Below are 23,639 nucleotides of genomic sequence, written 5' to 3' on the forward strand. Positions count from 1 at the left end.
GTATGGCAGAGTTGGAGTCAAAAAGAACCGGGGCGTGTTTGCATCGCCCCGGTTCATAAGTTCTATGGTTTAAGAACCGCCGCCCAGAACGGTTTCATTGGCAACAGCTTCCTGAACCTTGATCAGTTCCGGGTCCGATACCAGACCGTATTCTGCCAGCGGGCCATCAGGGCCAGCAATCTCGTCCGCGACGAAGAATTCAGCATATTCCTTCAGACCGGGGATCACACCGATATGCGCTTTCTTTACGTAAAAGAACAGCGGACGAGAGACCGGGTATTCGCCGGTTGCAATCGATTCGGTCGAAGGAACCACGTCGGACATGGTGGCAACCTGCAGCTTGTCTGTGTTGTTTTCGTAGAACGCCAGACCAAAGACGCCGATGCCGTCTTTGTTGCTGTCGATGCGGGCCAGAGTTTCAGTGTAGTCGCCGTCGATGTCTACTGAAACGCCATCAGTACGCAGCGCGATACAAGCTTTTTCAGCCGCTTTTTTCTTGGCTTTGTCGCTATCACCTTCGGCAGCAGCCAGATAGGCGTCAAAATCGCCGGTGTGCTCGCAACCTGCCAGGATCACTTTGTCTTCGAACACTTCACGGGTGCCGTGTTTGGTACCAGGAACGAAGGCAGCAATCGGCTGAGCAGGGAAGTTCGGGTTCACCTGATCCCAAGTTTTGTAGGGGTTGTCGACCAGCTGGCCGTCAACAACAACTTGAGCGGAAAGGGCTTTGTACCAGTCATCCGGTGTGAACGCGAACGAGTTGCCGTTAATGTCGGATGCAAACACGATGCCGTCATAGCCGATCTGAACTTCGATGATGTCGGTAACACCAGCGTCTGCGCAGGCTTTGATCTCTTTTTCGCGAATCTTGCGCGAGGCGTTGGCGACGTCGATGGTGTTTTCACCCACGCCTTCGCAGAAACGCTTGAGACCAGCAGAAGAGCCACCGGATTCAACAACAGGTGTCGGAAAATCAAAGTTCTCACCGAAGGCTTCAGCAACAATCGAAGCGTAAGGCAGAACGGTTGACGAGCCAGCAACCTGAACCTGATCACGAGCGGCCGCAGTGGTCGCCGATACGGCAGCGATGGCCAGAGCCGAAGCCGACAGTTTTACAAAGGACATCCCAGTCTCCTTGAGAAATATACGTTCTGATCACCCCTATGATGATCTGGGCGAAGCACTATGACGCTCGCGTAAGTCTTTTGTGACAGGCATGTAACAGTTTCATGACAACTCACGAATTTCTCAGAAATTCTTAACTTGACGAGGCGTCATGACTGGATGCCAACCGTCCGCGCAATTTCAACGCGGCAAGATCACCGTGAAAACGGCACCTTGTCCCAACTCGCTATCCACTTTCAGTCGTCCGCGATGGCGATTGACGATGTGTTTTACGATCGCCAAACCCAGCCCCGTTCCGCCCAATTCGCGTGAGCGGTGGCTGTCTGCCCGATAGAATCGCTCGGTCAGCCTGGGAAGATGCTTCGCATCGATGCCGGGACCCTGATCTATGATCTTGATCCGCACGGCTGGCCCGCGCATTGCGGTATCTCGCTCGGACAGATTCACGATCACATCGACTCGGCCACCACTCCCGCCGTATTTGATCGCGTTTTCAACAAGGTTAGTGAAAACCTGACGTAACTGATCGCTGTCCCCAACCATCGTGATTGGCTCGTTCGGGGCATCCAGTGATAGCTCGACACCTGCATCATCTGCCAATGGCCGAAGCGTGTTCAACGTCGACTGAATTAACCCGGTCAGCTCCAATGGTTCCTTGGGCCTGACCCGCTCTTCACTTTCGACCCGATTAAGCGAGAGCAGATCCCCCACCAGCCGGTTCATTCGATTGGCCTCATCCGCCATGATCTGCAGAAACCGATCACGTGCTGCTGTGTCATCGCGGGCTGGGCCTTGCAGGGTTTCGATAAACCCCATCAGCGCCGTTAGAGGTGTCCGCAGTTCATGACTGACATTGGCTACAAAATCGCGGCGCATCTGGCCTGCCTGTTCCAGATGCGTGACATCCTGAAACACGACCAGTACGGCATCGGTCCCATTGACGGGCCTGCACTGCACTTCAAAAGTGGTATCCTGCGCACCGTCATTTGACAGATGTCGCGCCCGACCCGGTTCTTTCGACCGGAGGCTCTGCTCAACCGCATCTATGATCTGCGGTTGCCGCAGGATCGTTGCAAAGTGCCGGCCTTCAATGGCTTGACCCAGCAGAGACAAGGCCTCAGTATTCGCAGCAACGATCCGCTCGGTTTGCCCGACCAGAAGCGCTGGTGCGGGAATGGCAGAGACAAGATCAGCGAGCAAAGTGTCAGTCATGCAAACTCAGACCGGTCGCAGAGAATCGCGAAAATTACGCATGTTTTCCTGATAATGCAGCGCACTCAAAGTCAGCTTTTGTGCAGTTGCATCATCAATCTGTCGCACGACCTTACCGGGTGATCCCATGACAAGTGAGTTATCGGGGATTTCCTTGCCTTCCGTAACAAGCGCCCCTGCCCCGATCAAACAGTTTTTGCCGATCTTTGCGCCGTTCAATATGATGGCGCCCATACCGATCAGAGAATTATCTCCGATTGTGCAGCCGTGCAGCATGACCTTGTGACCAATGGTGCAATTCTGACCAATCGTCAGCGGATATCCGGCATCGATATGCATCACGCAGTTTTCCTGCACGTTGCTGCCAGCCCCCACACGTATTTCCTCGTGATCCGCGCGGATGGTGCAACCGAACCAAACCGAAGACCCCTGTTCCAATACCACCTTGCCAATCAGGTTGGCATCAGGTGCAACCCAGGTGTCTTCGTGTATCTTTGGTGTGTGTTTGCCTAAGGCGTAAATCGTCATGATAGACCATCGAATTCGGTTTGCAGGGCGCGGATGTGGTTTTGCAGGCTGGGCTGCTGAATACGGCGCATCCGCTCGGCACTGACAATGGTTTTCAGTTTTTCCTCGGTTGCATCCAGATCATCGTTGATCAGGACGTAATCGTAATAACCCCAATGGCTGATCTCATCCCAACTTTTTAGCATCCGTTTGGCGATCACATCATCGCTGTCCTGACCGCGCCCTTCCAGTCTGCGCCGAAGCTCGCGGATCGAAGGAGGAAGGATGAAAATTGACAATGCGTGTTTGCCAAGATCAGAATTGCGGATCTGCACCTCACCTTGCCAATCAACATCAAATAGCACATCGCGCCCTTGCGTGATGGATTCACGCACCGGCCCCGCAGGTGAACCATAGAAGTTACCAAAAACATGAGCGTGTTCCAGCATCTGGCCATCCGCGACCTGCTGCTTGAACTCATCTTCCGAGAGGAAATAATACTCTCGCCCATGTTCCTCACCTGGGCGCGGCGCGCGGGTAGTGGCCGAGATTGAAAACTCAAGGCCGACATCCCACCGCATCAGGCGACGGGCCAGAGTAGATTTGCCTGCGCCCGACGGCGACGACAGAATGATTAGTAGACCGCGGCGATCCGCCATGTGATGTATCCGTCCTTATTCCACGTTCTGTACTTGCTCGCGCATCTGATCGATCACGGCCTTCAGCTCTAAACCGACTGCTGTCAGTTCGGCATTTTGCGATTTCGAGCAAAGCGTATTCGCTTCACGATTGAACTCCTGCATCAGGAAGTCCAGCTTGCGCCCGACCGGTCCGTCTTGCGACAACAGCGCGCGTGCCGCTGCAACATGCGCGATTAACCTGTCGATCTCTTCGGTAATGTCAGCCTTCACCGCAATAAGCGCAAGCTCCTGCGCAACTCGTTCAGGATCGGCACCTTGGGTGTTGTCGAGAACCCGCGCGAGATTGTCTCGCAATGCCTGTTCCATTTGCAACCGACGACCTTCGGCCAGTTTGACAGCCTGGTTTGTCAATTCAGCGATCTGGTCTAATTGCCCGCCAAGTATACCTGCGAGCGCTTTTCCTTCAGCACTTCGCATTTCAATAAATTCCAAAAGCAGCCCGCCAAACTCCGCTTTCAGCTTCTCAACAAGTGGCTCCGGATCATCACTATCACCGCCTACTTCCATCATCCACTTCAGGGAAAGCAGATCGCTGGCCTTCGACGGCGCCAATAGCACGCCGCGCGTGCCAGCCATGGCCTCAGTCTGAGCCAGCGCATCCAGTGCAGCCTCCATCGCAGAAGTGTTCAGTTGGATATCTGCGGCGGCTTCCTCACGACTCAGCCGCAGGGACAGCGTGACATTGCCACGATTGACTTGCTTTGACAGGTCGCTTCTCAGCGCGGCCTCAAGCCCTGTCAGCCAATCCGGCATTCGCAGACGCAGGTCCAACCCTTTGCCATTGACGCTGCGCAACTCCCAAGTCCAGCTATGGGGCCCGAACGCGCCCTTACCCGAGGCGAACCCGGTCATGGATTTGATCATGACTGCCCTTTCCGTCAAATTCACTGGTCGCACCTAATGCCATTGACCAGCAGGGGGCAAGTCCTTGCTCAAATCCGGATCAATTCCGAGAGGTTAACCATTCGTTAAAGAATTGCTCCAAAATTGTATTAACCCCTGTCAATCTTGCAGCGGAAAAGGCTGGTGGGTCGCAGCATTGCCCATTAGGTGGCATTTTAGAAAAATCGTGATCGATTGACGTTGGGGTGATGAAATGAAGAGGTTTTTCAGTACTAAATCCGGTTCTGAATTTGGAAAAATCATCGCGATGGACCGATTTGACATTGGACGCAGCCTGTCCCCTATTCGTCAGGCCGAAGCCTATTGGACAGCATTGCTGACAGCAGATGGCGTTCCAATGCGGTCACAAATCGATCCGCGCGGGCTTGAGAATATACTGGAATACACCTTCATTCTTGAACGCATCGCACCCGGTCTTGCCCGATTTCGTCTGGCCGGGAGTCATCTGAATAAACTGGCGGGAATGGAAGTTCGCGGGATGCCGCTCACTTCGTTCTTCGAGCCCGATGCCCGAGATGACACCAAGCAGCTTCTAGATCAGGTGTTCTCTGCACCTGCAGTTGCCGAACTTGGGCTCGTCTCAAAGGGGAAGTTTGGTCGGGTCAGCTTACAAGCGCGCATGATCTTGCTGCCACTCAAGAGCGATCTGGGAGATATCAGCAGAGTCCTGGGTGTCATGGTCAGTGATGGGATGATCGGTGTCACGCCGCGCCGGTTCACAATATCCGATCACCGGGTACATAAGGTTTCCGATCTACAGACCCCGCCAAAACACGCGCCGAACATGGCAGAAGGATTTGCCGAAAGTCCGAGCGGGTTCAAAGGCGCACCGCACCTAAAGCTGGTTTCGTCGCGGGATGAATAAAAAAACGGCGGGCAAGTTGCCCGCCGTTTTCGTCTTTGATCCATCGCTACTTTAGCTCGCGGCGCGCTTGCCCCGATCCCGGCGCAGATTGGTCAGTTCTTCCGCAACAAGGAAGGCCAGTTCTAGCGACTGCGACGCATTCAGGCGCGGGTCGCACGCTGTGTGATAGCGATCGGAAAGATCCTCTTCGGTCACCGCGCGGACACCGCCGGTGCATTCGGTGACGTCCAGACCGGTCATCTCGAAATGCACCCCACCCGGAACGGTGCCCTCGGCCTGATGCACTCCAAAGAAGTCGCGTACTTCACGCAGCACGGAATCGAACGGTCGTGTCTTGTACCCGGTCGCCGATTTGATCGTGTTGCCATGCATCGGGTCACAAACCCAAGTGACCTTGGCACCTTCTTCTTTCACAGCCTGGACCAGACGCGGCAGATGCTCACCCGCTTTGCCTGCGCCGAAACGCGCAATCAAAGTCAGACGACCCTCTTCGTTTTCCGGGTTCAGTTTCGACATCAGAACCTTGAGGTCTTCGGCGCTGGTTGTCGGACCGCATTTCAAACCGATCGGGTTCAGGACACCGCGGCAAAATTCGACATGCGCACCGTCGGGCTGGCGGGTACGGTCGCCGATCCAGATCATGTGGCCCGAGCCAGCCAACCAATTGCCCGAGGTCGAATCCAGACGGGTCAGCGCCTCTTCGTACTCAAGCAGCAGGCCTTCGTGACTGGTGTAGAACTCTACCGACGAAAACTCATGCGTCGTATCCGCAGTGATGCCCGCCGCCCCCATGAAATCAATCGAATCCTGAATGCGGTCGGCGATCTCAGAGTATTTCTGAACGTCTTGCCCATCGGCAAAGCCCAGTGTCCAGGAGTGGACATGGCTCATATCCGCGAAACCACCTGTCGAAAACGCGCGCAGCAGGTTTAGCGTGGCGGCAGCCTGAGTGTAGGCCTGCAGCATCTTGCTCGGATCAGGAATTCGGGCCTCGGGCGTGAAGTCCAGTTCGTTGATAATATCACCACGGTAGCTGGGCAGTTCTACACCATCCACAATTTCCGTTGGCGCGCTGCGTGGCTTGGCGAATTGACCCGCCATGCGGCCAACTTTCACCACAGGCACCTTGGCGCCATAGGTTAGCACCATCGCCATTTGCAGCATCACCTTGAACGTGTCACGGATAGCGTCCGCACTGAACTGTTCAAAGCTTTCAGCACAATCACCGCCTTGCAGCAGGAATGCCTCACCACGGCCTGCAGCACCCAAATGCTGCTTGAGCCGCCGCGCTTCGCCGGCAAAAACCAGCGGGGGATACTTTGAAAGCTGCGCCTCGACTTTTCCCAACGCAGCCGCGTCGGTATAGTCGGGCATCTGAACTCGGGGCTTGTTGCGCCAGTTCGTTTTTTGCCACTCGGTCATAGCTTGGATCTCCGCTGAGGTAATTCAGATCGTCTCTATACAAAAAGCATTGAAGAGAGGCCATATGCGATTTGCACCTCTTGACGGCGCAAACAAGCTTTGAGCATGTTGACGGGCATATCTGCCGTCTCCAAGAAGCTGACGTGTACCGAATCAAGGACAGTTCGCCATGCAAGAGCAACGCCAAGTTGTCACCGTGGAAAATGACGCGGGCAAACCGCTTAATTTTGTGTTTGTCCTTTTGGACAAGTTTTCACTGCTGTCCTTTGCATCGGCCCTCGACAGTCTGCGCATCGCCAATCGTATGGCAAATCGCGATTTGTATACTTGGACGCTGGCGGGTGAAGGCGGAGAGCTGGTGCATTGTTCAGCCGGAACCACCTTCAAATTGGATGCAGATCTCGAAGAATTGCAGCGCGATGAAGTGATCCTGATCTGCGGTGGGGTCGACGTTCAGGCGGCCACCACAAAACGGGTGTTGAACTGGCTGCGCCGCGAAGCCCGCAAGGGGCTGAAGATTGGTGGTCTCTGCACTGCTGCTTATACGCTTGCGAAAGCGGGATTGCTGGAAGGTAAACGCGCCACAATCCACTGGGAAAACTCTGATAGCTTTGCCGAGGAATTCGATACGGTCGAACTGACCAAATCCGTATTTCTGGTGGACGGAAATCGAATGACCACTGCAGGTGGAACATCGTCGATTGATCTGATGCTTAAACTGATTGCCGATGACTATGGTGAAGATCTGGCAAATGCAGTCGCGGATCAGATGATATATTCCTCAATCCGCACGGATCAGGACACTCAGCGTCTGTCGACACCGACGCGGATTGGCGTTCGCCATCCCAAGCTCAGCCAAGTCATCCTGATGATGGAAAAGAACATAGAAGAGCCGATCTCGCCTTCGATTCTGGCCAAGGACGTGGGCATGTCCACGCGTCAGCTTGAACGCCTGTTCCGCCGCTATCTTAGCCGTTCCCCCAAGCGCTACTACATGGAACTGCGCCTGCACAAAGCGCGCAACTTGCTGATGCAGACAGATATGAGTGTCATCAACGTGGCGCTGGCCTGTGGCTTTGCCAGCCCATCGCATTTCTCAAAATGCTACCGGGCACACTATAATACGACGCCTTATCGTGAACGTGGAGCGCAGAGCGGGCGATTGTCTGTTTGATCCAAGGACGCTGCCAGACCTACAGCTCTTTTTCGAAGTAATGCAGGTGCGGCCGAAGCATTGGTTGATCCAGATAGGTTGTGGTTTCGATCGGTTCTTCGAGCTCAACGAATCCGAGCTTGGGATACAAGCTTCGCATTTCGACATTTGGCGTCAGTGTGTCAGCGATCAGGCGCTTAAGACCCATATCGCGTGCAGCTTGTTCACGGGCCATGATCAGGGCACGCCCCGCGCCGGTTCCTCTTGCTCCCTCAATCACAAAGACACGCTTTAGCTCACCTGTACGGGAATCAAACCGTTTCAGCATTCCGCATCCAATGATGTCTCGGGTTTGATTTCTGGCCACGACCAAACATCCATTCGGAGGCAAATAGTCATCCGTATTTGCCCAGAACTCGGCCAGCGCGCTTTCAGGGGCAGCTGGATCTATCTCAAATCCCATTGCCTGCATTCTGACAACGATAAGCGCGTAATACTCTTTCAAGATCGAATTCAGTTCGCTCTTCGGCGGTATAGTGCTGCACAGTTCAATTACGAAGCCACTCATTTGGCACCTCAAAACAACTGGCCACCGGGTTACTCAAACGCTTCGATGACTTGGAAAATTCAATAACTTCGTTGCAGGTTATCAGAGGCGCGACATCCTATAAACCGCGCCCTGCCCGACCGAAATGAACCAGATCGACCCATCGGACGCCTCTACGATATCACGGACACGTTCTGTTTCAGGACCCTTGATCCGTTCCACCTCGCGCAGCGGATTGCCCGAAAGCCGTGCGATATAGTCGAATTTCAAAGAGCCTACGAACAGATCCCCCTTCCACTTTGGCCAGAGCTTACCTGAATACACAAGCAATCCCGAGGGTGCGATAGACGGGTCCCAATAGTGTTTAGGCTGCTCCATCCCCGGTTTCGACGTTCCTTCGCCAATCTTCTGACCCGAGTAATGCACCCCATAAGAGATCACGGGCCATCCATAGTTAGCTCCGGGCCGGATCAGATTGACCTCATCGCCCCCTTTGGCCCCGTGTTCAGATACCCAAAGCCGACCCTGCTGATCCAAGTTGGCTCCTTGAGGGTTCCTGTGACCGAACGACCAGATTTCGGGCCGGACATCGGGATTGTCCACAAACGGATTGCCACGAGGAACTGTTCCATCTCGATTTAATCGAATAACCGACCCCAAATGATTTGACCGGTCTTGAGCAGCCGGACGATCCCCACGATCTCCAATCGTGACAAACAACGAACCATCCTCGGCCTCGACGACACGCGAGCCAAAATGCCTACCCCCGGAACCGCCGGGCACGGCCTCAAAAATTATGCGCAGGTTGGTCAGGCGATCCCCGCTTTCGGAGAACCGCGCGACTGCAACTGCAGTACCCGCACCACCTCTTTGCGGCTTTGAAAACGTTAGAAAAAGCTCTCGGGTTTGACTGAAATTCCGAGCAATCGTGACATCAAGCAAACCACCCTGCCCGTTCGCGACCACTCTTGGCACCCCTTTGACGCGCTTTGCCTCGCCTTCAGCGACGTAAAGAAGCTCTCCGTCGCGTTCGGTTACGACGAAACTGTTGTCCGGAAGAATGCCAATGGCCCACGGCGTGTCCAGGCCTTTCACGACTTGGTTGAGTTGAATTCTCCCGACCGAAGTCTCGATAACATCGGACCAGCCGGACACCGACCAACAGGACAGAATCAGAATCGCTAAAAGTCTATGCATCTCTACCCTCTTCTCAACAATACTTCGGTATTAAGGCTCAATTCCCATCAAAGCAGATAGATTGTCTGCGGACAAAAGCACTTTTTTGTTAGGACTTTTCTTTTCCGAACAGCTTGCCTAGGGTCGTGCCCAGAACGACAACGTTCAAACAATAAATAGGGAGTAACCTAATGAAAAAGCTGCTTACCGCTACCGCAGCAACCGCCCTGCTGGCGGGAACCGCAATGGCCGACGACGTTAAGCTGGGCGTGCTGTTTGGCTTTACGGGTCCGATTGAATCGCTGGCACCTGCCATGGGTTCGGGCGCTGAACTGGCAATGGCCGAAGTTACCGAATCCGGGAAGCTGCTGGATGGCTCAACCGTTACCGGAACGCGTGCTGACACCGGCTGCATCGACAACGGCCTGGCGACATCGAACGGCGAACGCATGATCGCGGATGGCGTCGCTGGCATCATCGGCGGTGACTGCTCGGGCGTAACTGGCGCCATCCTGCAGAACGTTGCGATTCCGAACGGCATGGTCATGATCTCACCCTCGGCAACATCGCCTGGCCTGTCGACCATGGAGGATAACGGCCTGTTCTTCCGCACCGCCCCGTCGGATGCGCGTGAAGGTCAGGTGATGGCAGATATCCTGAACGATCGCGGCATCAGTTCGATCGCTCTGACATACACCAACAACGACTACGGCAAAGGTCTGGCAGACGCGATCCAGTCTTCATTCGAAGCTTCGGGTGGTGAAGTCACCATCGTCGCTGCACATGAAGACGGCAAGGCTGACTACTCGGCAGAAGTCGGCGCGCTGGCCTCCGCCGGTGGCGACATACTGGTGGTTGCGGGTTATCTGGACCAAGGCGGTCTGGGCATCATCCAGTCAGCACTGGACAGCGGCGCGTTTGACACGTTCGGTCTGCCTGGCGGCATGATCGGTGACTCGCTGCCCGCAAACGTCGGGCCCGATCTGAACGGCTCGTTCGGACAGATCGCCGGTTCGGGTGGAGAAGGTGCCGAGAAATACTTTGCCATGGCCGAAGCCGCTGGTTTTGACGGCTCGTCGCCCTATTCACCTGAAGCATACGACGCCGCCGCACTGTTCATGCTGGCCATGCAGGCCGCAGGCTCGACCGCTCCGGCAGAATACGGTGCAAAGATCATGGAGGTTGCCAACGCTCCGGGTGAGAAAATCTATCCCGGTGAACTGGCCAAAGGTCTGGAACTGTTGGCTGCTGGTCAAGACATCGACTATGTCGGCGCATCTGGTGTTGAACTGATCGGACCCGGTGAAAGCGCAGGTTCCTATCGCGAGATCGAAGTGACCGACGGCGAGAACAAGACCGTCAACTTCCGTTGATCCGAACTTCATAGTCATAAAATCAAGCAGCCCGGGCCTTGTGTCCGGGCTGTTTCAATGACAAAAGGCCGCACCTCCCTTAAGGGGATGTGACAACAAGAACGCCGAACAGGGCGGCAAGGGGAAAAGATGATCGTCGTCGAAGACGTGCACAAGCATTTCGGCGGGTTTCATGCGGTGGACGGGGCATCGCTGGAAATCCAAAAAGGGTCCATCACCGGCCTGATCGGTCCGAACGGGGCCGGAAAAACCACTCTGTTCAACGTGATCGCGGGTGTTCTTCCACCGACCAGCGGCAAGGTCCACATGGATGGTGAGGATATCACTGGCCTGCCTCCGCATGAGCTGTTTCACAAAGGCCTGCTGCGTACCTTCCAAATCGCGCATGAGTTTTCCTCGATGTCCTGCCGCGAGAACCTGATGATGGTACCCGGTGCGCAATCGGGTGAATCGCTGTGGAACACATGGTTCGGGCGTAAACGTATCGCCGATGAGGAACGCGCGCTGAAAGCCAAGGCCGATGAGGTACTGGAGTTCCTGACCATCGAGCATCTGGCAGATCACAAGGCAGGTCAGGTCTCTGGTGGTCAGAAAAAGCTGCTTGAGCTTGGCCGCACCATGATGGTCGATGCGAAGATCGTGTTTCTGGACGAGGTCGGCGCGGGCGTGAACCGCACCCTGCTGATGACCATTGCTGACACGATTCTGCGCCTGAACAAGGAACGCGGCTATACCTTCGTCGTCATCGAGCACGACATGGATTTCATCGGCAAGATCTGCGACCCGGTCATCTGTATGGCCGAGGGTAAGGTGCTGGCCGAGGGTACTCTGGACGAGATCAAAGCCAATGAACACGTGATCGAAGCTTACCTAGGCACCGGCCTGAAGAACAAAGACAAGCTGGAGGCGGGCGCATGAGCGACAACCCCTACCAGGACGATAAGGGCAACAAGGACGCCTCGATCACCAATACGCATGGTGTCGGCACAATGACCCCAGCGCATCGCAAAAGCGGTGAGACTCACCGAGTCGAGGGCGGCCCTTTCCTGATTGGTGACACCATGACCGGCGGCTATGGCAAAGGGCCGGACATCCTGCATGATTGCACCATTGCCGTTGACAAGGGTGAGATTGCGGTGATCGTGGGACCCAACGGTGCGGGTAAATCGACTGCAATGAAGGCCGTTTTTGGCATGCTAGACGTGCGCCAAGGGTCTGTGCGCCTGGATGGCGAAGACATCACCAATCTCAGCCCGCAGGATCGTGTGCAGCGTGGCATGGGCTTTGTGCCACAGACCTCGAATATTTTCACGTCGATGACGGTTGAAGAGAACCTTGAGATGGGCGCTTTCATCCGTCGTGACGATTTCTCGGATACGATGGAGCAGGTCTATGACCTCTTCCCCATTCTCCGCGACAAACGCAATCAGGCCGCCGGAGAGCTGTCAGGTGGTCAACGCCAACAGGTCGCTGTGGGCCGCGCGCTGATGACGCAGCCGAAGGTGCTGATGTTGGACGAACCCACCGCTGGTGTCTCGCCCATCGTGATGGATGAGCTGTTTGATCGGATCATCGAGGTCTCGCGCACCGGCCTGCCGATCCTGATGGTCGAACAGAATGCCCGCCAGGCGCTAGAGATTGCGGACAAGGGATATGTGCTGGTCCAGGGGCGCAATGCCTATACTGGCACGGGCAAGGAACTGCTGGCCGATCCCGAAGTTCGCAAGAGTTTCTTGGGGGGATGAGGCCAGTGACAGCTACTCTCGTGTTTGATCACTCTGAAATCAGGTCGAAAAGACGAACGAACTTGGAAAATGAGGTAACGAACTAATGGACTTCCTCAACGCCCTTGTGGCGCTCTCCAACTTCGTTCTTGTTCCAGCAATCGCTTATGGCAGCCAGTTGGCGCTGGGCGCGTTGGGGGTGACGCTGATCTACGGCATCCTGCGGTTTTCGAACTTTGCCCATGGCGACACCATGGCCTTTGGTGCGATGATTGCCGTGCTGGTCACGTGGGGCTTGCAGGCCGCCGGTGTCAGTTTTGGGCCGTTGCCGACCGCTCTGCTCGCCCTGCCCTTTGCCGTTCTGGGCTGTATTGTTCTGGTGCTGATCACCGACCGGCTGGTTTATCGGTTCTACCGGGAACAAAAGGCCAAACCGGTTATTCTGGTGATCGTATCCATGGGCGTGATGTTCATCATGAACGGGCTGGTACGGTTCATCATCGGGCCGGATGACCAGAGGTTCTCAGACGGTGCGCGGTTCCTGATCAAAGCGCGGGATTTCAAGGCTTGGACAGGGCTGAACGAGGGGCTTGCGATCAAGACCTCGCAAGCCATCACGGTTGTTGTCGCTGTGGTAGCCGTTGCCGCCTTGTTCTGGTTCCTCAACAAGACCCGCACCGGCAAATCGATGCGCGCCTACTCGGATAACGAGGATCTGGCGTTGCTGTCCGGTATCAACCCCGAACGCGTGGTGATGATCACTTGGATCATCGTCGCCGCCCTGGCGACCACAGCAGGTGTGCTTTACGGGCTCGACAAAAGCTTCAAGCCTTTCGTCTATTTCCAGCTTTTGCTGCCGATCTTCGCATCGGCCATTGTGGGCGGCCTCGGAAACCCTCTGGGCGCCATTGCTGGCGGGTTCATCATCGCGTTTTCCGAAGTAACTGTCACCTATGCGTGGAAGAAGGTGCTGACCTATCTGGCACCGGAAAGTCTGGAACCGTCAGGGTTGGTTCAGTTTCTTTCCACCGACTACAAATTCGCTGTCAGCTTCGCCATCTTGCTGATCGTGCTGCTGTTTAAGCCGACAGGCTTGTTCAAAGGAAAAGTAATATGAGCGAGCCCGTCAAAAACACGCTGCTATTTGTTGTCGTTGGCGGCCTGATCCTGTTGACCGGGTTTACGCAAAGCTGGAACGCGGCGATCCTGATCCTGAACATGGGCCTGATCTCAGCCATCATGTCGATCGGAGTGAACCTGCAATGGGGCTTTGCGGGCCTCTTCAACGTCGGTGTCATGGGCTTTGTCGCGCTGGGCGGGCTTGCGGTTGTTCTGGTCTCAACCCCACCGACGCCCGGCGCATGGTCAAGTGGAGGATACGGTGTCATCCTTTCGCTATTGCTGGGCGCGGCAACGGTGGTCGCGGCCGTTATGGTCGCGCAGAAGATGCCGAAAGGGCGCACACGGACGTTTGCGATCATCGGCATTCTGGTCGTTGGCTTTTTTGTTTACCGAGCAATCTTTGATCCCAATGTTGCTTCGATCGAAGCGATTGATCCTGCTGTAGCAGGCAATATCGGCGGGCTGAACCTGCCGGTCCTATTCGCTTGGCCGGCTGGAGGGCTGCTGGCCGCAGGCGCGGCCTGGCTGATCGGTAAAACCGCTCTGGGTTTGCGTTCGGACTATCTGGCGATTGCTACGCTTGGGATCGCCGAAATCATCATCGCGGTTATGAAAAACGAAGACTGGTTGGCCCGAGGGGTCAAGAATGTCTACGGCATACCACGCCCCGCACCAGTGGTGGGCTATGAGGTTGAGCTGCAGCAAGACCCCTCTTTCATCGCGCGGGCCGAATGGATCGGGCTGGACCCCGTCACCGCCTCGACCCTATCCGTGAAGCTTGGGTATTCGTTGCTGTTCCTCATCGTGTTGCTGATACTGCTCTGGATGGCTCAGATGGCATTAAAAAGTCCTTGGGGCCGCATGATGCGTGCCATTCGTGACAATGAAGTTGCAGCTGAGGCGATGGGCAAGGACGTCACCCGCCGGCACCTGCAGATCTTTGTTCTGGGTTCGGCCATCTGCGGCATTGCCGGTGCAATGATGACCACGCTCGACGGGCAGCTGACACCAGGTACCTACAACCCCTTGCGCTTTACCTTCCTTGTTTGGGTCATGGTCATCGTCGGTGGATCGGGCAACAACTTCGGAGCCGTACTGGGAGCGTTCCTAATCTGGTTCTTGTGGGTGCAGGTTGAACCCATTGGCCTGTGGCTGATGAACCTGATTACCGCGGGAATGCCCGATGGCAGCGCTTTGAAGTCGCATCTGATAGACAGCGCAGCACATATGCGGTTGTTTACGATGGGACTTATTCTGCTGATTGTTCTCAGATTCAGCCCAAGAGGGTTGATCCCCGAGAAATAAGCAAAATTTCGTGAGATTTTCCCCTAACGCGCCGTGAACCGGCGCGTTTTATTGTGCGGAAGATCAGAAAGGGCTAAACCTGCACACTGCGAACCACCACATCGCTGCTGTGCCGAGCTCTGTGCGAGATTGGCGCAGGGTTGTTAATGATCTGAAGTTTACCAGGATGAGAGCATCGACCTCGCTATGAACAAACCACTCAAAACATTCGCTATGGCCGTTCCGACAATGGCAGTGTTGTCGGCCTGCGTACCCACGCCAGAGGAATTGGAAACCACCCCGGTCAAGGTGCAGACACCCAAAGGGGTCGTGACCTGCCAGCTTTACCGGCATGACAGGGTCAGCTGGGATCGTGCGATCGATTTCCCCGCCACCAAGATGTCGGTGCCCGAGGCAGACAACTACTGCAAACAAGAAGGCCTGCGGCGATTGAAGCGCTGATCAGGCGGCGTGCGACCTGTTGATCGCGCGCCTGATCCTACGTTTCAGCGATTGCGAAACAATCCGCCCAGGATGCCGCGAACGATACGGCGACCTGTCGTTCCTTTCAGCTCTTTGATCACGGCCTCGCTCATGGCCGTGGCGAAAGTATCCTTCTTTCGCGAGACACGCGAAGAAGAGCGCCCGACACGACTGCCCGAATATCTGCGGGCCGAGGCATATTCCCGTTCCATCGGGCTCTGCTGCTCCAAAACTTCGTCAGATTCGGCCTGTTCAGCCGCGTTGGCCGCCGCATTGGCTCGGGCCTGCAGGATTTCAAAGGCAGATTTGCGATCGATCCGGGTGCCGTATTTGGCACCCATTGGAGACGCTTCGATGAACGATTGACGCTCAGCCTTGGTTATCGGACCAAGTTGAGAACCCGGCGGTCGGATCAGGGTGCGTTCGACGACACCCGGGACTCCTTTTTTTTGCAGCATCGAGGTTACCGCCTCACCCACGCCGACTTCGCGAATGGCGGCCTCGGTATCGAAGGCGGGATTCTCGCGATAGGTCTCTGCCGCCAGACGCAGGTTTTTTCGGTCTCGTGCGGTAAATGCCCGAAGCGCATGCTGAATCCGATTGCCCAACTGGCCGAGGATATCTTCGGGAATGTCGGCCGGGTTCTGCGAGATAAAGTATACACCCACACCTTTCGATCGGATAAGCCGTGCCACTTGTTCGACCTTATCCACCAGTACTTTTGGAGCGTCCTCGAATAGCAAATGCGCCTCGTCAAAGAAGAACACCAGCTTGGGTTTTTCCGGATCACCAACTTCGGGCAATTCCTCGAAGAGTTCACTGAGCAACCATAACAAGAAAGTCGCATATAGACGCGGAGAACCCATCAATTTGTCCGAGGCCAGGATGTTCACCATACCTTGCCCGCTTTCGTCAGTTTGCATCAGATCTGCAAGTTCCAGCGCAGGCTCACCGAACAGGTTCGTGCCGCCCTGATTTTCAAGCACCAGCAAACGCCGCTGAATGGCACCAATCGATGCCGTGGAAACGTTGCCATATCGTAGCGACAGCTGGGCTCGGTTTTCGCCAATCCAGACCAGCAATGCCTGCAGGTCTTTCAAGTCCAGCAGCGGCATGCCCTCTTCATCCGCGACCCTAAAGGCGATATTCAGAATACCTTCCTGCGCCTCGCTAAGCTCCATCAGTCTGGATAACAACAGCGGGCCCATCTCTGTCACGGTCGTTCGGACGGGATGGCCTTGTTCACCGAACAGGTCCCAAAAAGTAACCGGGCACGCGGTGTACGAGAATGTATCGAACCCGATCTTTGCAGCGCGGTCCTGAAAGGCTTGATGCAGCTTGTGACTTTCGCTTCCGGGCAGCGCCAATCCCGACAAGTCACCTTTGACATCGGACAGAAACACCGGAACACCGGCTTGCGAAAACCCTTCGGCCAGAATTTGCAGCGTTACCGTCTTACCTGTTCCGGTCGCGCCGGCGATAAGACCGTGTCGGTTCGCGTATTTCAATGACAACCCCTGTGCCACTGAGTATCCATCACCGCCGCCGCCTACGAATATTTTGTTGTCCATTAAGAAACTGCCCTGAATTCTACCGATCTGCTGCAAGCATACAAAGTTAACCTTTCGCTGCGAGAGTAAATGTTGCTCATCGTGGTCTGACTGCGGTGACAAACTTCCTCCCTGTCGACTGGCCGTGCCTTCGGGCACGGCTTTTTTATGAATTCTGACCAAATCCAACGATATCGGTTCTTTTTTTGGGGTTAGCAGTTGACCGATGGGTTTCGCTTTCGTAACGTCTGCGCATAACTAAGTCGGCCAGTCCGACGGGGAGAAAAATTCAAGAAGGGAGCCGCTCCACCGGCTCCCTTTTTCATTGCCTGTTCACTGCTTAATTTGCTGTGTTTGGCGCGTATCGGCAAAAAATTGAGTAATTTGCAGACCGTCGTTCGGATTGTTCCTGACACCGCCCTACAACAATGTTAGACGAGGCAAAAAGCTGGATCATCAAGATGAGGCATTTATGATCAGGAAATTGGCACCCCTTAGCATCGTGGCGGCAGGACTTTTCTGCACCACGGCCCTGGCGCAGGAAAGCACCGACGCTCCGGAAACCGGGGCCGAGGTCGGTTCTGATCTGGATTTGGGCCAGACCGGTCCCCGGATTGGCGAGCAATATGAGAAAGAGCAATCGGGCGATTGGAAAATTTCTTGCATCAAATCCGATGCTAGCCAGGATCCGTGCGCCATGGTTCAGATTCTGAACAATCAGCAAGGCGATCCAATCGCCGAGGTGTCGATCGGCAAGTTGCCGCAAGGAGGTGCCGCTGTCGCTTGGGCAAATGTCGTGGTTCCGCTTGAAACACTTCTGCAGGCTCAGTTGGCGGTTTCAATCGATGGTGCGCCGCGCAAGTTGTATAACTATCACCACTGTGTCCCGGTAGGATGTCTTGCGCAACTGGGACTGACACAGGGCGATATCGATGCCATGAGATCGGGATCCACTGCAGTGCTCTCGCTGGTCCCTGCCCGCCTGCCGGATCAGGTGCTGAACATGGAGATGTCGCTAAGCGGTTTCACCGCAGCATTTGATGGCCTGACTGAGTCAGCAAACTGATACCGAATTTAGCTAAAACCCCGGCCGTTGCTTAACAGCGACGGCTTTTTCATATCCGCTTTAGCGCGAGAACGGCATTCAATCCGCCAAAGGCAAACGCGTTGCTAAGTGCGACATCGACCTTCGCCTCACGCGCTTCGTTCGGCACCACATCGAGTGCACATTCGGGGTCAGGCTCTTCATAGCCGATAGTCGGGGCGACAATTCCGTCGCGTAAGGCCATGATACAGGCCAGCAACTCGACCGCGCCAGTTCCACCAATCAAATGACCATGCATTGATTTAGTAGATGAGATCATGAGGTCATCTGCATGAGGGCCAAATACATCAGCAACCGCAGCGCATTCGGTTTTGTCATTGGCAGCCGTGCCAGTGCCATGCGCGTTGATATACCCCACGTCACTGGCGTTTAATTTTGCATCAGCCAAGGCACCGGCCATCGCACGAGAAGCCCCTTGTTTGCTTGGCATAACGATGTCAGCCGCATCTGAAGACATGGCAAAGCCCACGACTTCGCACAAGATTTCAGCGCCACGCGCACGCGCATGTTCATATTCTTCGAAGACAAAGACACCCGCTCCTTCGCCTTGTACCATCCCGTTTCGGTTCGCACTGAATGGGCGGCAGGCATCTTTGGACATGACACGGAGCCCTTCCCACGCCTTAACACCGCCAAAGCACAGCATCGATTCCGACCCGCCAGTTACCATGGCTGGTGCAGCCCCACTGCGCACCATCTGAAATGCCTGTGCCATGGCATGATTCGATGATGCACAAGCGGTCGACACCGTGAAGCTGGGGCCTTTTAGGTTGTGTTCCATCGAAACGTGGCTGGCTGCTGCGTTGTTCATCAATTTGGGGACAACAAATGGATGCACCCTGTTTTTACCGTCCTCGTAGACCGAACGATAGTTGTCATCCCAGGTTGAAACACCGCCCCCGGCGGTTCCCAAAACAACGCCTGACCGTGCCGCAGTATCACCCGAGAACACAATACCTGACTGGTCAATCGCCTCTTTGGCAGCGGTCAGCGTGAACTGTGTGAACCGATCATACAGCGTCATCTGCTGACGATTGAACCGCCCCTCAGCCTCAAAACCGCGCACTTGACCGCCGATTTTGATCGACAACCGGTCTACATCACGGAACTCAAGATCTGAGATACCGCATCGGCCTTCACGCATGGCTTCCAGCGTATCGGGGACAGAATGACCCAGAGAATTGATGGTGCCCGCACCCGTAATGACGACGCGTTTCATACCGGAGGTCAGACCTTTTCCGATACAAGTTTTTCTATGCCCGCAATAATCGCGGCCACGTTTGAAATATCGAAATCACTTGCAGTGGGTTCGTTCGCGTTGAAGGGCACCGTGATATCAAACTCTTCTTCGATGGCAAAGATGCTCTCGACCAGACCCAGGCTATCGATGCCCAAATCCTCGAGCGTGCTGTCGGGCGTCACATCCGAAGGCTCAAGCACGGCCTGCTCGGCAATGATTGCAATGACGCGGTCGCTGATGCTCATCTCGATCCCCTGGTTATCGTGTTGGGGTTGATTTAATCGCTTGGAGCCTGTTTGGAAACAGCCTTTTTCAACGCCTCAACGTCACGGGCCAAACGGGGCAATCGGCGTTGGGCTTTGTAAATCTCTGTGTGGCTTTCCATTTTGATCCCTGGATAACCCATAATCACGCGGCCAGCAGGCACATTCGACAAGATCTTGGTGCCTCCACCGGATATTACCCCATCACCGATAAAGATGTTGTCGACAACGCCAGTCTGACCACCCAATACAACGTTATTTCCGATCTCAACCGAACCGGAAACTCCAGTCTGACCGCAGAGCAAGCAATCCTGCCCCACGCGCGTGTTGTGACCCACATGTACAAGGTTATCCAACTTGGACCCGCTTCCGATCACAGTGTTGCGGATAGTGCCGTTGTCGACGGTACAGTTCGACCCAACTTCAACATCGTCGCCAATCTCGACCGCCCCAAGTGAGTGAATGCGCAACCAGCTCTGCGCTTTTGCATCCCCTTGATCGCCAAGTGTTTTCCGCGCGTTTTCAGCGCCTGATACCTCAGGCGTGACGTAGCTGAACCCGTCACCTCCGATACGCGCGCCCGGCTGAGCAATAAAACGATCACCAATCTGCGCCCGCGCCCCAATGCTTACCATCTCGCGAAGCAGAGCGCCTTCACCCAGCGAAGCATCCATCCCAATCACGCAATGCGCGCCTATAACCGAACCCTTACCGATCTTTGCCCGCGCTCCGATCACGGCAAGCGGACCGACCGATACGTCCTCTCCAATCTCAGCAGTTTCATCGATAACAGCCGATGGGTGGATCCCCGGTGCAATGCCCTGCCCGCGATCCAGCATCGACGTTATTCCGGCCATCGCCATACGCGGGCGCTGAACAAAGATGGCGGCCTCAAGACCCAAAGCCTGCCAATCTGCCCCATCCCAAAGTACAGCGGCCCGCGCCGCGCCATTCGCCAAGGCTTCGGCGTATTTGGGCGACATTGCCATCGCCAGATCGGTCGGTCCCGCATCGCCTGGCTCGGCTGCGCGAAGGATCGTCAAACTCGTCTGACCCTCGGCCACAGCACCAAGAGCGTCGGCGATTTGCTGAACTGTGAATTGCATGCGGGCTTCCTCGTGGCGCGTAGTTGCCCCGTGATTACCCCTGAACGTCCGGCAGGGCTACCCCTGCCTTTTGCAATGCCTCCCAGATCTTGCGATCACGGTCATATACATCACGGCGATATTGAACCTCACCCTTCGGTCCGACATAGGCCGTTCTGTAGATCAGATGCACCGGCACCGGGTTTTCAAGGTTCACCTTCGTCTCTTTTCCAGTGTTCAACACACGATGGAAGAAAGATTTTGGATCCTCTTCCTGTTTGGCCAGCAATGCATATGCAAATTCAAATGGCTGCGCCAATCGAATACATCCGTGTGAGAAAGCCCGCACCTCGCGCGCGAACAAAGACTTCTGTGGCGTATCGTGGAGATAGATGTTGTGCTTGTTCGGGAACATGAACTTCACCAGACCCAGCGCGTTGCTTCTGCTTGGTGGTTGACGCATCGAGAACGGGAAGTTCCTTGCGGTGAACTGGGTGAAATCAACAGCGCCCCGGTTAACTTGCCGCCCCCCACGATCAGTAATCTGGATATGCCCCACTGCGTTCGGGTTAGCTTGTAATTTCGGCAGGTACTCTTTGGTGATGATCGAGCGCGGAACATACCAGCTGGGGTTGATCACCATATGCTCCATCTCGTCCGAAAATTCTGGACTACGGCGATCATGTGTATTTTTGCCAATGACTGCGCGTGTCTCGAACGTGACCTGACCGTCATCAACGATCTTTGCCGAAAAGTCTGCCTGATTCACCAGAATATGGCGCTCACCACGTTCTTCGGGCAGCCAACGCTCACGTTCCAAAGCAACGTAAACCGCTTTCAGACGGTCGGATACTGGCCGATTGATCTCGGTGATTGTTCCATTACCTGCAACGCCATCCGGTTCAAGCCCATGTGCGGTTTGAAACGCCTGAACGGCAGCAAGCAACACGTCATCATAGTTGGGGCTTGCAGTGGGCTTCAAATAACCCATAGCGACCAACCGATTGCGCAATTTGATGACATTCGCGCCTGTGTCTCCGCGCTCAAGCTTTGTGACAGGAACGGTCTCACCCCACCCGCCCTCTTCGATCAGCGTTTCGAGCGCAATTTTCTGCTTCATCAACGCTCGATACTGGCGTGATTGAGGCATAATCTCATTGAAGTACTCATCACCATCGCCGGCAACAAGACGCTTCAGGTGTTCTTGCGTGTTGCGCTGTTCAACATCCCGTACAAGGCCAGCATCAATTTGCGAAGGTGAAGTAACACCGGACTGTATATCATTGGCATATTTAGCAAAAACTTGACTTAGCTCAGCCTCGATCAAACCTAAATCACGGGTTGTTCTGGCGTCCTGCATCTTCGCAATCAATGCCGAGACATCATAGCGCGCGCGCGGAAGCCCATGCATGTCGATTGTTGACAAAGCCTTTATCAAGGCAGCGCGCCGCGCTTCATGTTCAGGAGTGCTGCCTACCCACACCGGATCAAACGCATTTTTCCGGTAGAACTCAGCGATCGCAGTGTTTGAAACCGTGCTTTCAGCCACCGCCATCTGGAAGGCGGTGTCAGACGTTCCCGCCAAGGCGACGGAAGCTGAAACTGCCACAAAGGTAGCTGCAAATACACTAGAACGAGCACGAGAAACAAACGACATCAGATAGCCTTGGTTATTCAATGATTTGCCGCAAAATTTCTACGGCGTTTAGAAATAATGTTTGGAGGTGCAGTTAATGTCTATTCACAAATATATCAATTAGCCTCTTCTTTTTACCGTGATGCGTGTTTGCATCGTCGGAACCTGGGATGCAGAATTATCATGCATGTTTGCATCAGTTGCGCAAAAAACTGCCGAAAATTCCCCCTTGATTAAAGCGCAAGCAAAGACTCCTTGGCGGATGATTCCGACTGTGCAATAAATCCCGCATCTGGGATGGGATAAAAATTAAGACAGCGCGCGTAACATCGTGTGCAGGCAGGAACAGTACGGGACGAAACTGAAATGACCGAGAGCAGTACATCGGGCTTGACCCGGCGTGCCCTATTGGGCGCATTCGCCGCAACGGCGGTTGTCGCGGCACCAACCTATTCCAAAGCAGCGGGTTTTCTTCGTGGCGGTGGCGACATTCGCCGCATTCGTATGTATTCGGGCCGCACCGGTGAGCGGATCGACATGGTATATTGGGTTGACGGAAAATATATCAAGGACGCGGTGAAAGAGGTTAATCACTTCATGCGTGATTGGCGCAGCGATCAGGTCAAGGACATGGACCTGCGCACGATCGACATCATGGCTGCGGCGCATAATATGCTGGATGTAAGCGAACCCTATATGCTGCTGTCTGGTTACCGCTCACCGCAAACCAATGCCATGCTGCGCCGTCGCTCTCGCGGTGTCGCCAAGAATTCCCTGCATATGAAAGGCCAGGCTGCCGACTTGCGTTTATCCTCGCGCTCGGTCTCGCAAATGGCAAAAGCTGCAATTTCCTGCCGCGCCGGAGGCGTTGGCCAGTACTATCGGTCGAATTTCGTGCATATGGATTGCGGTGTCATCCGTTCCTGGCGCGGCTGATTTAACTCATTATCCCGTACCATAATGTGAACCCCCTCAGTTATCTCTGATGGGGGTTTTGTTTTGTCGGCAGCTAGATTGCATACCAATCGCTACTGTGCAGAGCAAAAACAAACACAAGAGAAGTGGCGCACCTGAGAGGATTCGAACCTCTGGCCTCTGCCTTCGGAGGGCAGCGCTCTATCCAGCTGAGCTACAGGTGCCTTGGCCGTTAGCTACCCTCGTTC

23 protein-coding genes and 1 tRNA gene are annotated in these 23,639 nt (G+C 55.0%); 10 read left to right on the plus strand and 14 right to left on the minus strand.

Going from position 1 to position 23,639, the window contains the following annotated elements; translation table 11 throughout:
• Positions 1-69: 69 nt before the first annotated feature.
• The 5 genes from ACRZ91_RS03335 to ACRZ91_RS03355 form a co-directional block, all read right to left on the minus strand.
• The gene (locus ACRZ91_RS03335; RefSeq protein ID WP_170470255.1) at positions 70-1,125 is read right to left on the minus strand and encodes a substrate-binding domain-containing protein; all 1,056 of its coding nucleotides are present in this window, start codon (positions 1,123-1,125) and stop codon (positions 70-72) included.
• Positions 1,126-1,305: 180 nt separating this feature from the next.
• On the minus strand, positions 1,306-2,337 hold the full coding sequence (locus ACRZ91_RS03340; RefSeq protein ID WP_480902598.1) for a sensor histidine kinase: 1,032 nt from the start codon (positions 2,335-2,337) through the stop codon (positions 1,306-1,308).
• Positions 2,338-2,343: 6 nt separating this feature from the next.
• Positions 2,344-2,865 (minus strand): gamma carbonic anhydrase family protein, encoded by a 522-nt coding sequence (locus ACRZ91_RS03345; RefSeq protein WP_170470261.1) that lies wholly within the window; start codon positions 2,863-2,865, stop codon positions 2,344-2,346.
• Complete coding sequence (gene gmk / locus ACRZ91_RS03350) at positions 2,862-3,503, minus strand: guanylate kinase (RefSeq protein WP_480902600.1); 642 nt, start codon at positions 3,501-3,503, stop codon at positions 2,862-2,864. The genes ACRZ91_RS03345 and gmk overlap by 4 nt, the downstream gene beginning before the upstream one ends.
• Positions 3,504-3,518: 15 nt before the next feature.
• Positions 3,519-4,409 (minus strand): YicC/YloC family endoribonuclease, encoded by an 891-nt coding sequence (locus tag ACRZ91_RS03355; protein WP_480902603.1) that lies wholly within the window; start codon positions 4,407-4,409, stop codon positions 3,519-3,521.
• 232 nt (positions 4,410-4,641) lie between these two features.
• On the opposite strand from ACRZ91_RS03355, the gene ACRZ91_RS03360 reads away from it, so the two are divergent.
• A complete protein-coding gene (locus ACRZ91_RS03360; protein ID WP_480902605.1) occupies positions 4,642-5,313 on the plus strand; it encodes a PAS domain-containing protein in 672 nt (223 codons plus the stop codon).
• A 51-nt stretch (positions 5,314-5,364) separates the two neighbouring features.
• Here ACRZ91_RS03360 and ACRZ91_RS03365 read toward each other — a convergent pair whose 3' ends face one another.
• Positions 5,365-6,735, minus strand: coding sequence for a class II 3-deoxy-7-phosphoheptulonate synthase (locus tag ACRZ91_RS03365; protein ID WP_010440176.1), 1,371 nt, complete (start codon positions 6,733-6,735; stop codon positions 5,365-5,367).
• A gap of 169 nt (positions 6,736-6,904) precedes the next feature.
• On the opposite strand from ACRZ91_RS03365, the gene ACRZ91_RS03370 reads away from it, so the two are divergent.
• Positions 6,905-7,909: a GlxA family transcriptional regulator gene (locus tag ACRZ91_RS03370; RefSeq protein ID WP_010440177.1), complete on the plus strand. Its 1,005-nt coding sequence runs from the start codon at positions 6,905-6,907 to the stop codon at positions 7,907-7,909.
• A gap of 19 nt (positions 7,910-7,928) precedes the next feature.
• Here the strand turns inward: ACRZ91_RS03370 and ACRZ91_RS03375 are convergent, their stop codons facing one another.
• Together ACRZ91_RS03375 and ACRZ91_RS03380 are read right to left on the minus strand one after the other, a co-directional pair.
• On the minus strand, positions 7,929-8,456 hold the full coding sequence (locus tag ACRZ91_RS03375) for a GNAT family N-acetyltransferase (protein ID WP_010440178.1): 528 nt from the start codon (positions 8,454-8,456) through the stop codon (positions 7,929-7,931).
• 81 nt (positions 8,457-8,537) lie between these two features.
• Complete coding sequence (locus ACRZ91_RS03380) at positions 8,538-9,632, minus strand: PQQ-dependent sugar dehydrogenase (RefSeq protein WP_480902609.1); 1,095 nt, start codon at positions 9,630-9,632, stop codon at positions 8,538-8,540.
• Between the two features lie 170 nt (positions 9,633-9,802).
• Between ACRZ91_RS03380 and ACRZ91_RS03385 the strand changes: the two genes are divergently transcribed.
• The 6 genes from ACRZ91_RS03385 to ACRZ91_RS03410 all read left to right on the plus strand — a co-directional run bounded on the left by ACRZ91_RS03385 (position 9,803) and on the right by ACRZ91_RS03410 (position 15,576).
• A complete protein-coding gene (locus tag ACRZ91_RS03385; RefSeq protein WP_170778563.1) occupies positions 9,803-10,984 on the plus strand; it encodes an ABC transporter substrate-binding protein in 1,182 nt (393 codons plus the stop codon).
• Positions 10,985-11,113: 129 nt separating this feature from the next.
• Entirely contained in the window at positions 11,114-11,902 is a 789-nt protein-coding gene (locus ACRZ91_RS03390) for an ABC transporter ATP-binding protein (RefSeq protein ID WP_170470288.1), read from the plus strand.
• Positions 11,899-12,729, plus strand: a complete 831-nt coding sequence (locus ACRZ91_RS03395) for an ABC transporter ATP-binding protein (protein WP_170778559.1) — start codon at positions 11,899-11,901, stop codon at positions 12,727-12,729. Before ACRZ91_RS03390 ends, ACRZ91_RS03395 begins: the two co-directional genes overlap by 4 nt.
• Positions 12,730-12,814: 85 nt before the next feature.
• Positions 12,815-13,825: a branched-chain amino acid ABC transporter permease gene (locus ACRZ91_RS03400; protein ID WP_480902612.1), complete on the plus strand. Its 1,011-nt coding sequence runs from the start codon at positions 12,815-12,817 to the stop codon at positions 13,823-13,825.
• Positions 13,822-15,135, plus strand: coding sequence for a branched-chain amino acid ABC transporter permease (locus ACRZ91_RS03405; protein WP_480902616.1), 1,314 nt, complete (start codon positions 13,822-13,824; stop codon positions 15,133-15,135). The genes ACRZ91_RS03400 and ACRZ91_RS03405 overlap by 4 nt, the downstream gene beginning before the upstream one ends.
• Before the next feature lie 186 nt (positions 15,136-15,321).
• On the plus strand, positions 15,322-15,576 hold the full coding sequence (locus ACRZ91_RS03410) for a hypothetical protein (RefSeq protein WP_170770911.1): 255 nt from the start codon (positions 15,322-15,324) through the stop codon (positions 15,574-15,576).
• Between the two features lie 44 nt (positions 15,577-15,620).
• Here ACRZ91_RS03410 and ACRZ91_RS03415 read toward each other — a convergent pair whose 3' ends face one another.
• Positions 15,621-17,168 carry a helicase HerA-like domain-containing protein gene (locus tag ACRZ91_RS03415; protein WP_480902619.1) on the minus strand — a complete coding sequence of 516 codons (1,548 nt, stop codon included), beginning with the start codon at positions 17,166-17,168 and terminating at the stop codon, positions 15,621-15,623.
• 451 nt (positions 17,169-17,619) lie between these two features.
• Between ACRZ91_RS03415 and ACRZ91_RS03420 the strand changes: the two genes are divergently transcribed.
• Complete coding sequence (locus ACRZ91_RS03420) at positions 17,620-18,213, plus strand: invasion associated locus B family protein (protein WP_170470310.1); 594 nt, start codon at positions 17,620-17,622, stop codon at positions 18,211-18,213.
• 49 nt (positions 18,214-18,262) lie between these two features.
• Here ACRZ91_RS03420 and ACRZ91_RS03425 read toward each other — a convergent pair whose 3' ends face one another.
• The 4 genes from ACRZ91_RS03425 to ACRZ91_RS03440 are packed head-to-tail and all read right to left on the minus strand — an operon-like array spanning position 18,263 to position 22,497.
• Entirely contained in the window at positions 18,263-19,471 is a 1,209-nt protein-coding gene (locus ACRZ91_RS03425; protein WP_170470313.1) for a beta-ketoacyl-[acyl-carrier-protein] synthase family protein, read from the minus strand.
• A gap of 8 nt (positions 19,472-19,479) precedes the next feature.
• Positions 19,480-19,737: an acyl carrier protein gene (locus ACRZ91_RS03430; protein ID WP_010440190.1), complete on the minus strand. Its 258-nt coding sequence runs from the start codon at positions 19,735-19,737 to the stop codon at positions 19,480-19,482.
• 32 nt (positions 19,738-19,769) lie between these two features.
• Positions 19,770-20,861 (minus strand): UDP-3-O-(3-hydroxymyristoyl)glucosamine N-acyltransferase, encoded by a 1,092-nt coding sequence (gene lpxD / locus ACRZ91_RS03435; protein WP_480902623.1) that lies wholly within the window; start codon positions 20,859-20,861, stop codon positions 19,770-19,772.
• 34 nt (positions 20,862-20,895) lie between these two features.
• The gene (locus ACRZ91_RS03440) at positions 20,896-22,497 is read right to left on the minus strand and encodes a L,D-transpeptidase family protein (protein ID WP_480902625.1); all 1,602 of its coding nucleotides are present in this window, start codon (positions 22,495-22,497) and stop codon (positions 20,896-20,898) included.
• 345 nt (positions 22,498-22,842) lie between these two features.
• Here ACRZ91_RS03440 and mepK point away from each other — a divergent pair, with 345 nt between their 5' ends.
• On the plus strand, positions 22,843-23,412 hold the full coding sequence (gene mepK, locus ACRZ91_RS03445) for a peptidoglycan L,D-endopeptidase MepK (RefSeq protein ID WP_480651347.1): 570 nt from the start codon (positions 22,843-22,845) through the stop codon (positions 23,410-23,412).
• 126 nt (positions 23,413-23,538) lie between these two features.
• On the opposite strand, the gene ACRZ91_RS03450 is transcribed toward mepK, so the two are convergent.
• Positions 23,539-23,615, minus strand: a tRNA-Arg gene (locus tag ACRZ91_RS03450).
• Positions 23,616-23,639: the final 24 nt, after the last annotated feature.

Source organism: Ruegeria sp. O11 (assembly GCF_056535285.1).

Coding starts and splice junctions, on each gene's coding strand:
- ACRZ91_RS03380 (WP_480902609.1), bottom strand. CDS start 9,632: ATGCATAGACTTTTAGCGATTCTGATTCTGTCCTGTTGGTCGGTGTCC.
- ACRZ91_RS03375 (WP_010440178.1), bottom strand. CDS start 8,456: ATGAGTGGCTTCGTAATTGAACTGTGCAGCACTATACCGCCGAAGAGC.
- ACRZ91_RS03440 (WP_480902625.1), bottom strand. CDS start 22,497: ATGTCGTTTGTTTCTCGTGCTCGTTCTAGTGTATTTGCAGCTACCTTT.
- ACRZ91_RS03355 (WP_480902603.1), bottom strand. CDS start 4,409: ATGATCAAATCCATGACCGGGTTCGCCTCGGGTAAGGGCGCGTTCGGG.
- ACRZ91_RS03335 (WP_170470255.1), bottom strand. CDS start 1,125: ATGTCCTTTGTAAAACTGTCGGCTTCGGCTCTGGCCATCGCTGCCGTA.
- ACRZ91_RS03390 (WP_170470288.1), top strand. CDS start 11,114: ATGATCGTCGTCGAAGACGTGCACAAGCATTTCGGCGGGTTTCATGCG.
- ACRZ91_RS03395 (WP_170778559.1), top strand. CDS start 11,899: ATGAGCGACAACCCCTACCAGGACGATAAGGGCAACAAGGACGCCTCG.
- ACRZ91_RS03405 (WP_480902616.1), top strand. CDS start 13,822: ATGAGCGAGCCCGTCAAAAACACGCTGCTATTTGTTGTCGTTGGCGGC.
- gmk (WP_480902600.1), bottom strand. CDS start 3,503: ATGGCGGATCGCCGCGGTCTACTAATCATTCTGTCGTCGCCGTCGGGC.
- lpxD (WP_480902623.1), bottom strand. CDS start 20,861: ATGCAATTCACAGTTCAGCAAATCGCCGACGCTCTTGGTGCTGTGGCC.
- ACRZ91_RS03425 (WP_170470313.1), bottom strand. CDS start 19,471: ATGAAACGCGTCGTCATTACGGGTGCGGGCACCATCAATTCTCTGGGT.
- ACRZ91_RS03370 (WP_010440177.1), top strand. CDS start 6,905: ATGCAAGAGCAACGCCAAGTTGTCACCGTGGAAAATGACGCGGGCAAA.
- ACRZ91_RS03385 (WP_170778563.1), top strand. CDS start 9,803: ATGAAAAAGCTGCTTACCGCTACCGCAGCAACCGCCCTGCTGGCGGGA.
- ACRZ91_RS03410 (WP_170770911.1), top strand. CDS start 15,322: ATGAACAAACCACTCAAAACATTCGCTATGGCCGTTCCGACAATGGCA.
- ACRZ91_RS03430 (WP_010440190.1), bottom strand. CDS start 19,737: ATGAGCATCAGCGACCGCGTCATTGCAATCATTGCCGAGCAGGCCGTG.
- ACRZ91_RS03420 (WP_170470310.1), top strand. CDS start 17,620: ATGATCAGGAAATTGGCACCCCTTAGCATCGTGGCGGCAGGACTTTTC.
- ACRZ91_RS03415 (WP_480902619.1), bottom strand. CDS start 17,168: ATGGACAACAAAATATTCGTAGGCGGCGGCGGTGATGGATACTCAGTG.
- ACRZ91_RS03360 (WP_480902605.1), top strand. CDS start 4,642: ATGAAGAGGTTTTTCAGTACTAAATCCGGTTCTGAATTTGGAAAAATC.
- ACRZ91_RS03340 (WP_480902598.1), bottom strand. CDS start 2,337: ATGACTGACACTTTGCTCGCTGATCTTGTCTCTGCCATTCCCGCACCA.
- ACRZ91_RS03365 (WP_010440176.1), bottom strand. CDS start 6,735: ATGACCGAGTGGCAAAAAACGAACTGGCGCAACAAGCCCCGAGTTCAG.
- ACRZ91_RS03400 (WP_480902612.1), top strand. CDS start 12,815: ATGGACTTCCTCAACGCCCTTGTGGCGCTCTCCAACTTCGTTCTTGTT.
- ACRZ91_RS03345 (WP_170470261.1), bottom strand. CDS start 2,865: ATGACGATTTACGCCTTAGGCAAACACACACCAAAGATACACGAAGAC.
- mepK (WP_480651347.1), top strand. CDS start 22,843: ATGACCGAGAGCAGTACATCGGGCTTGACCCGGCGTGCCCTATTGGGC.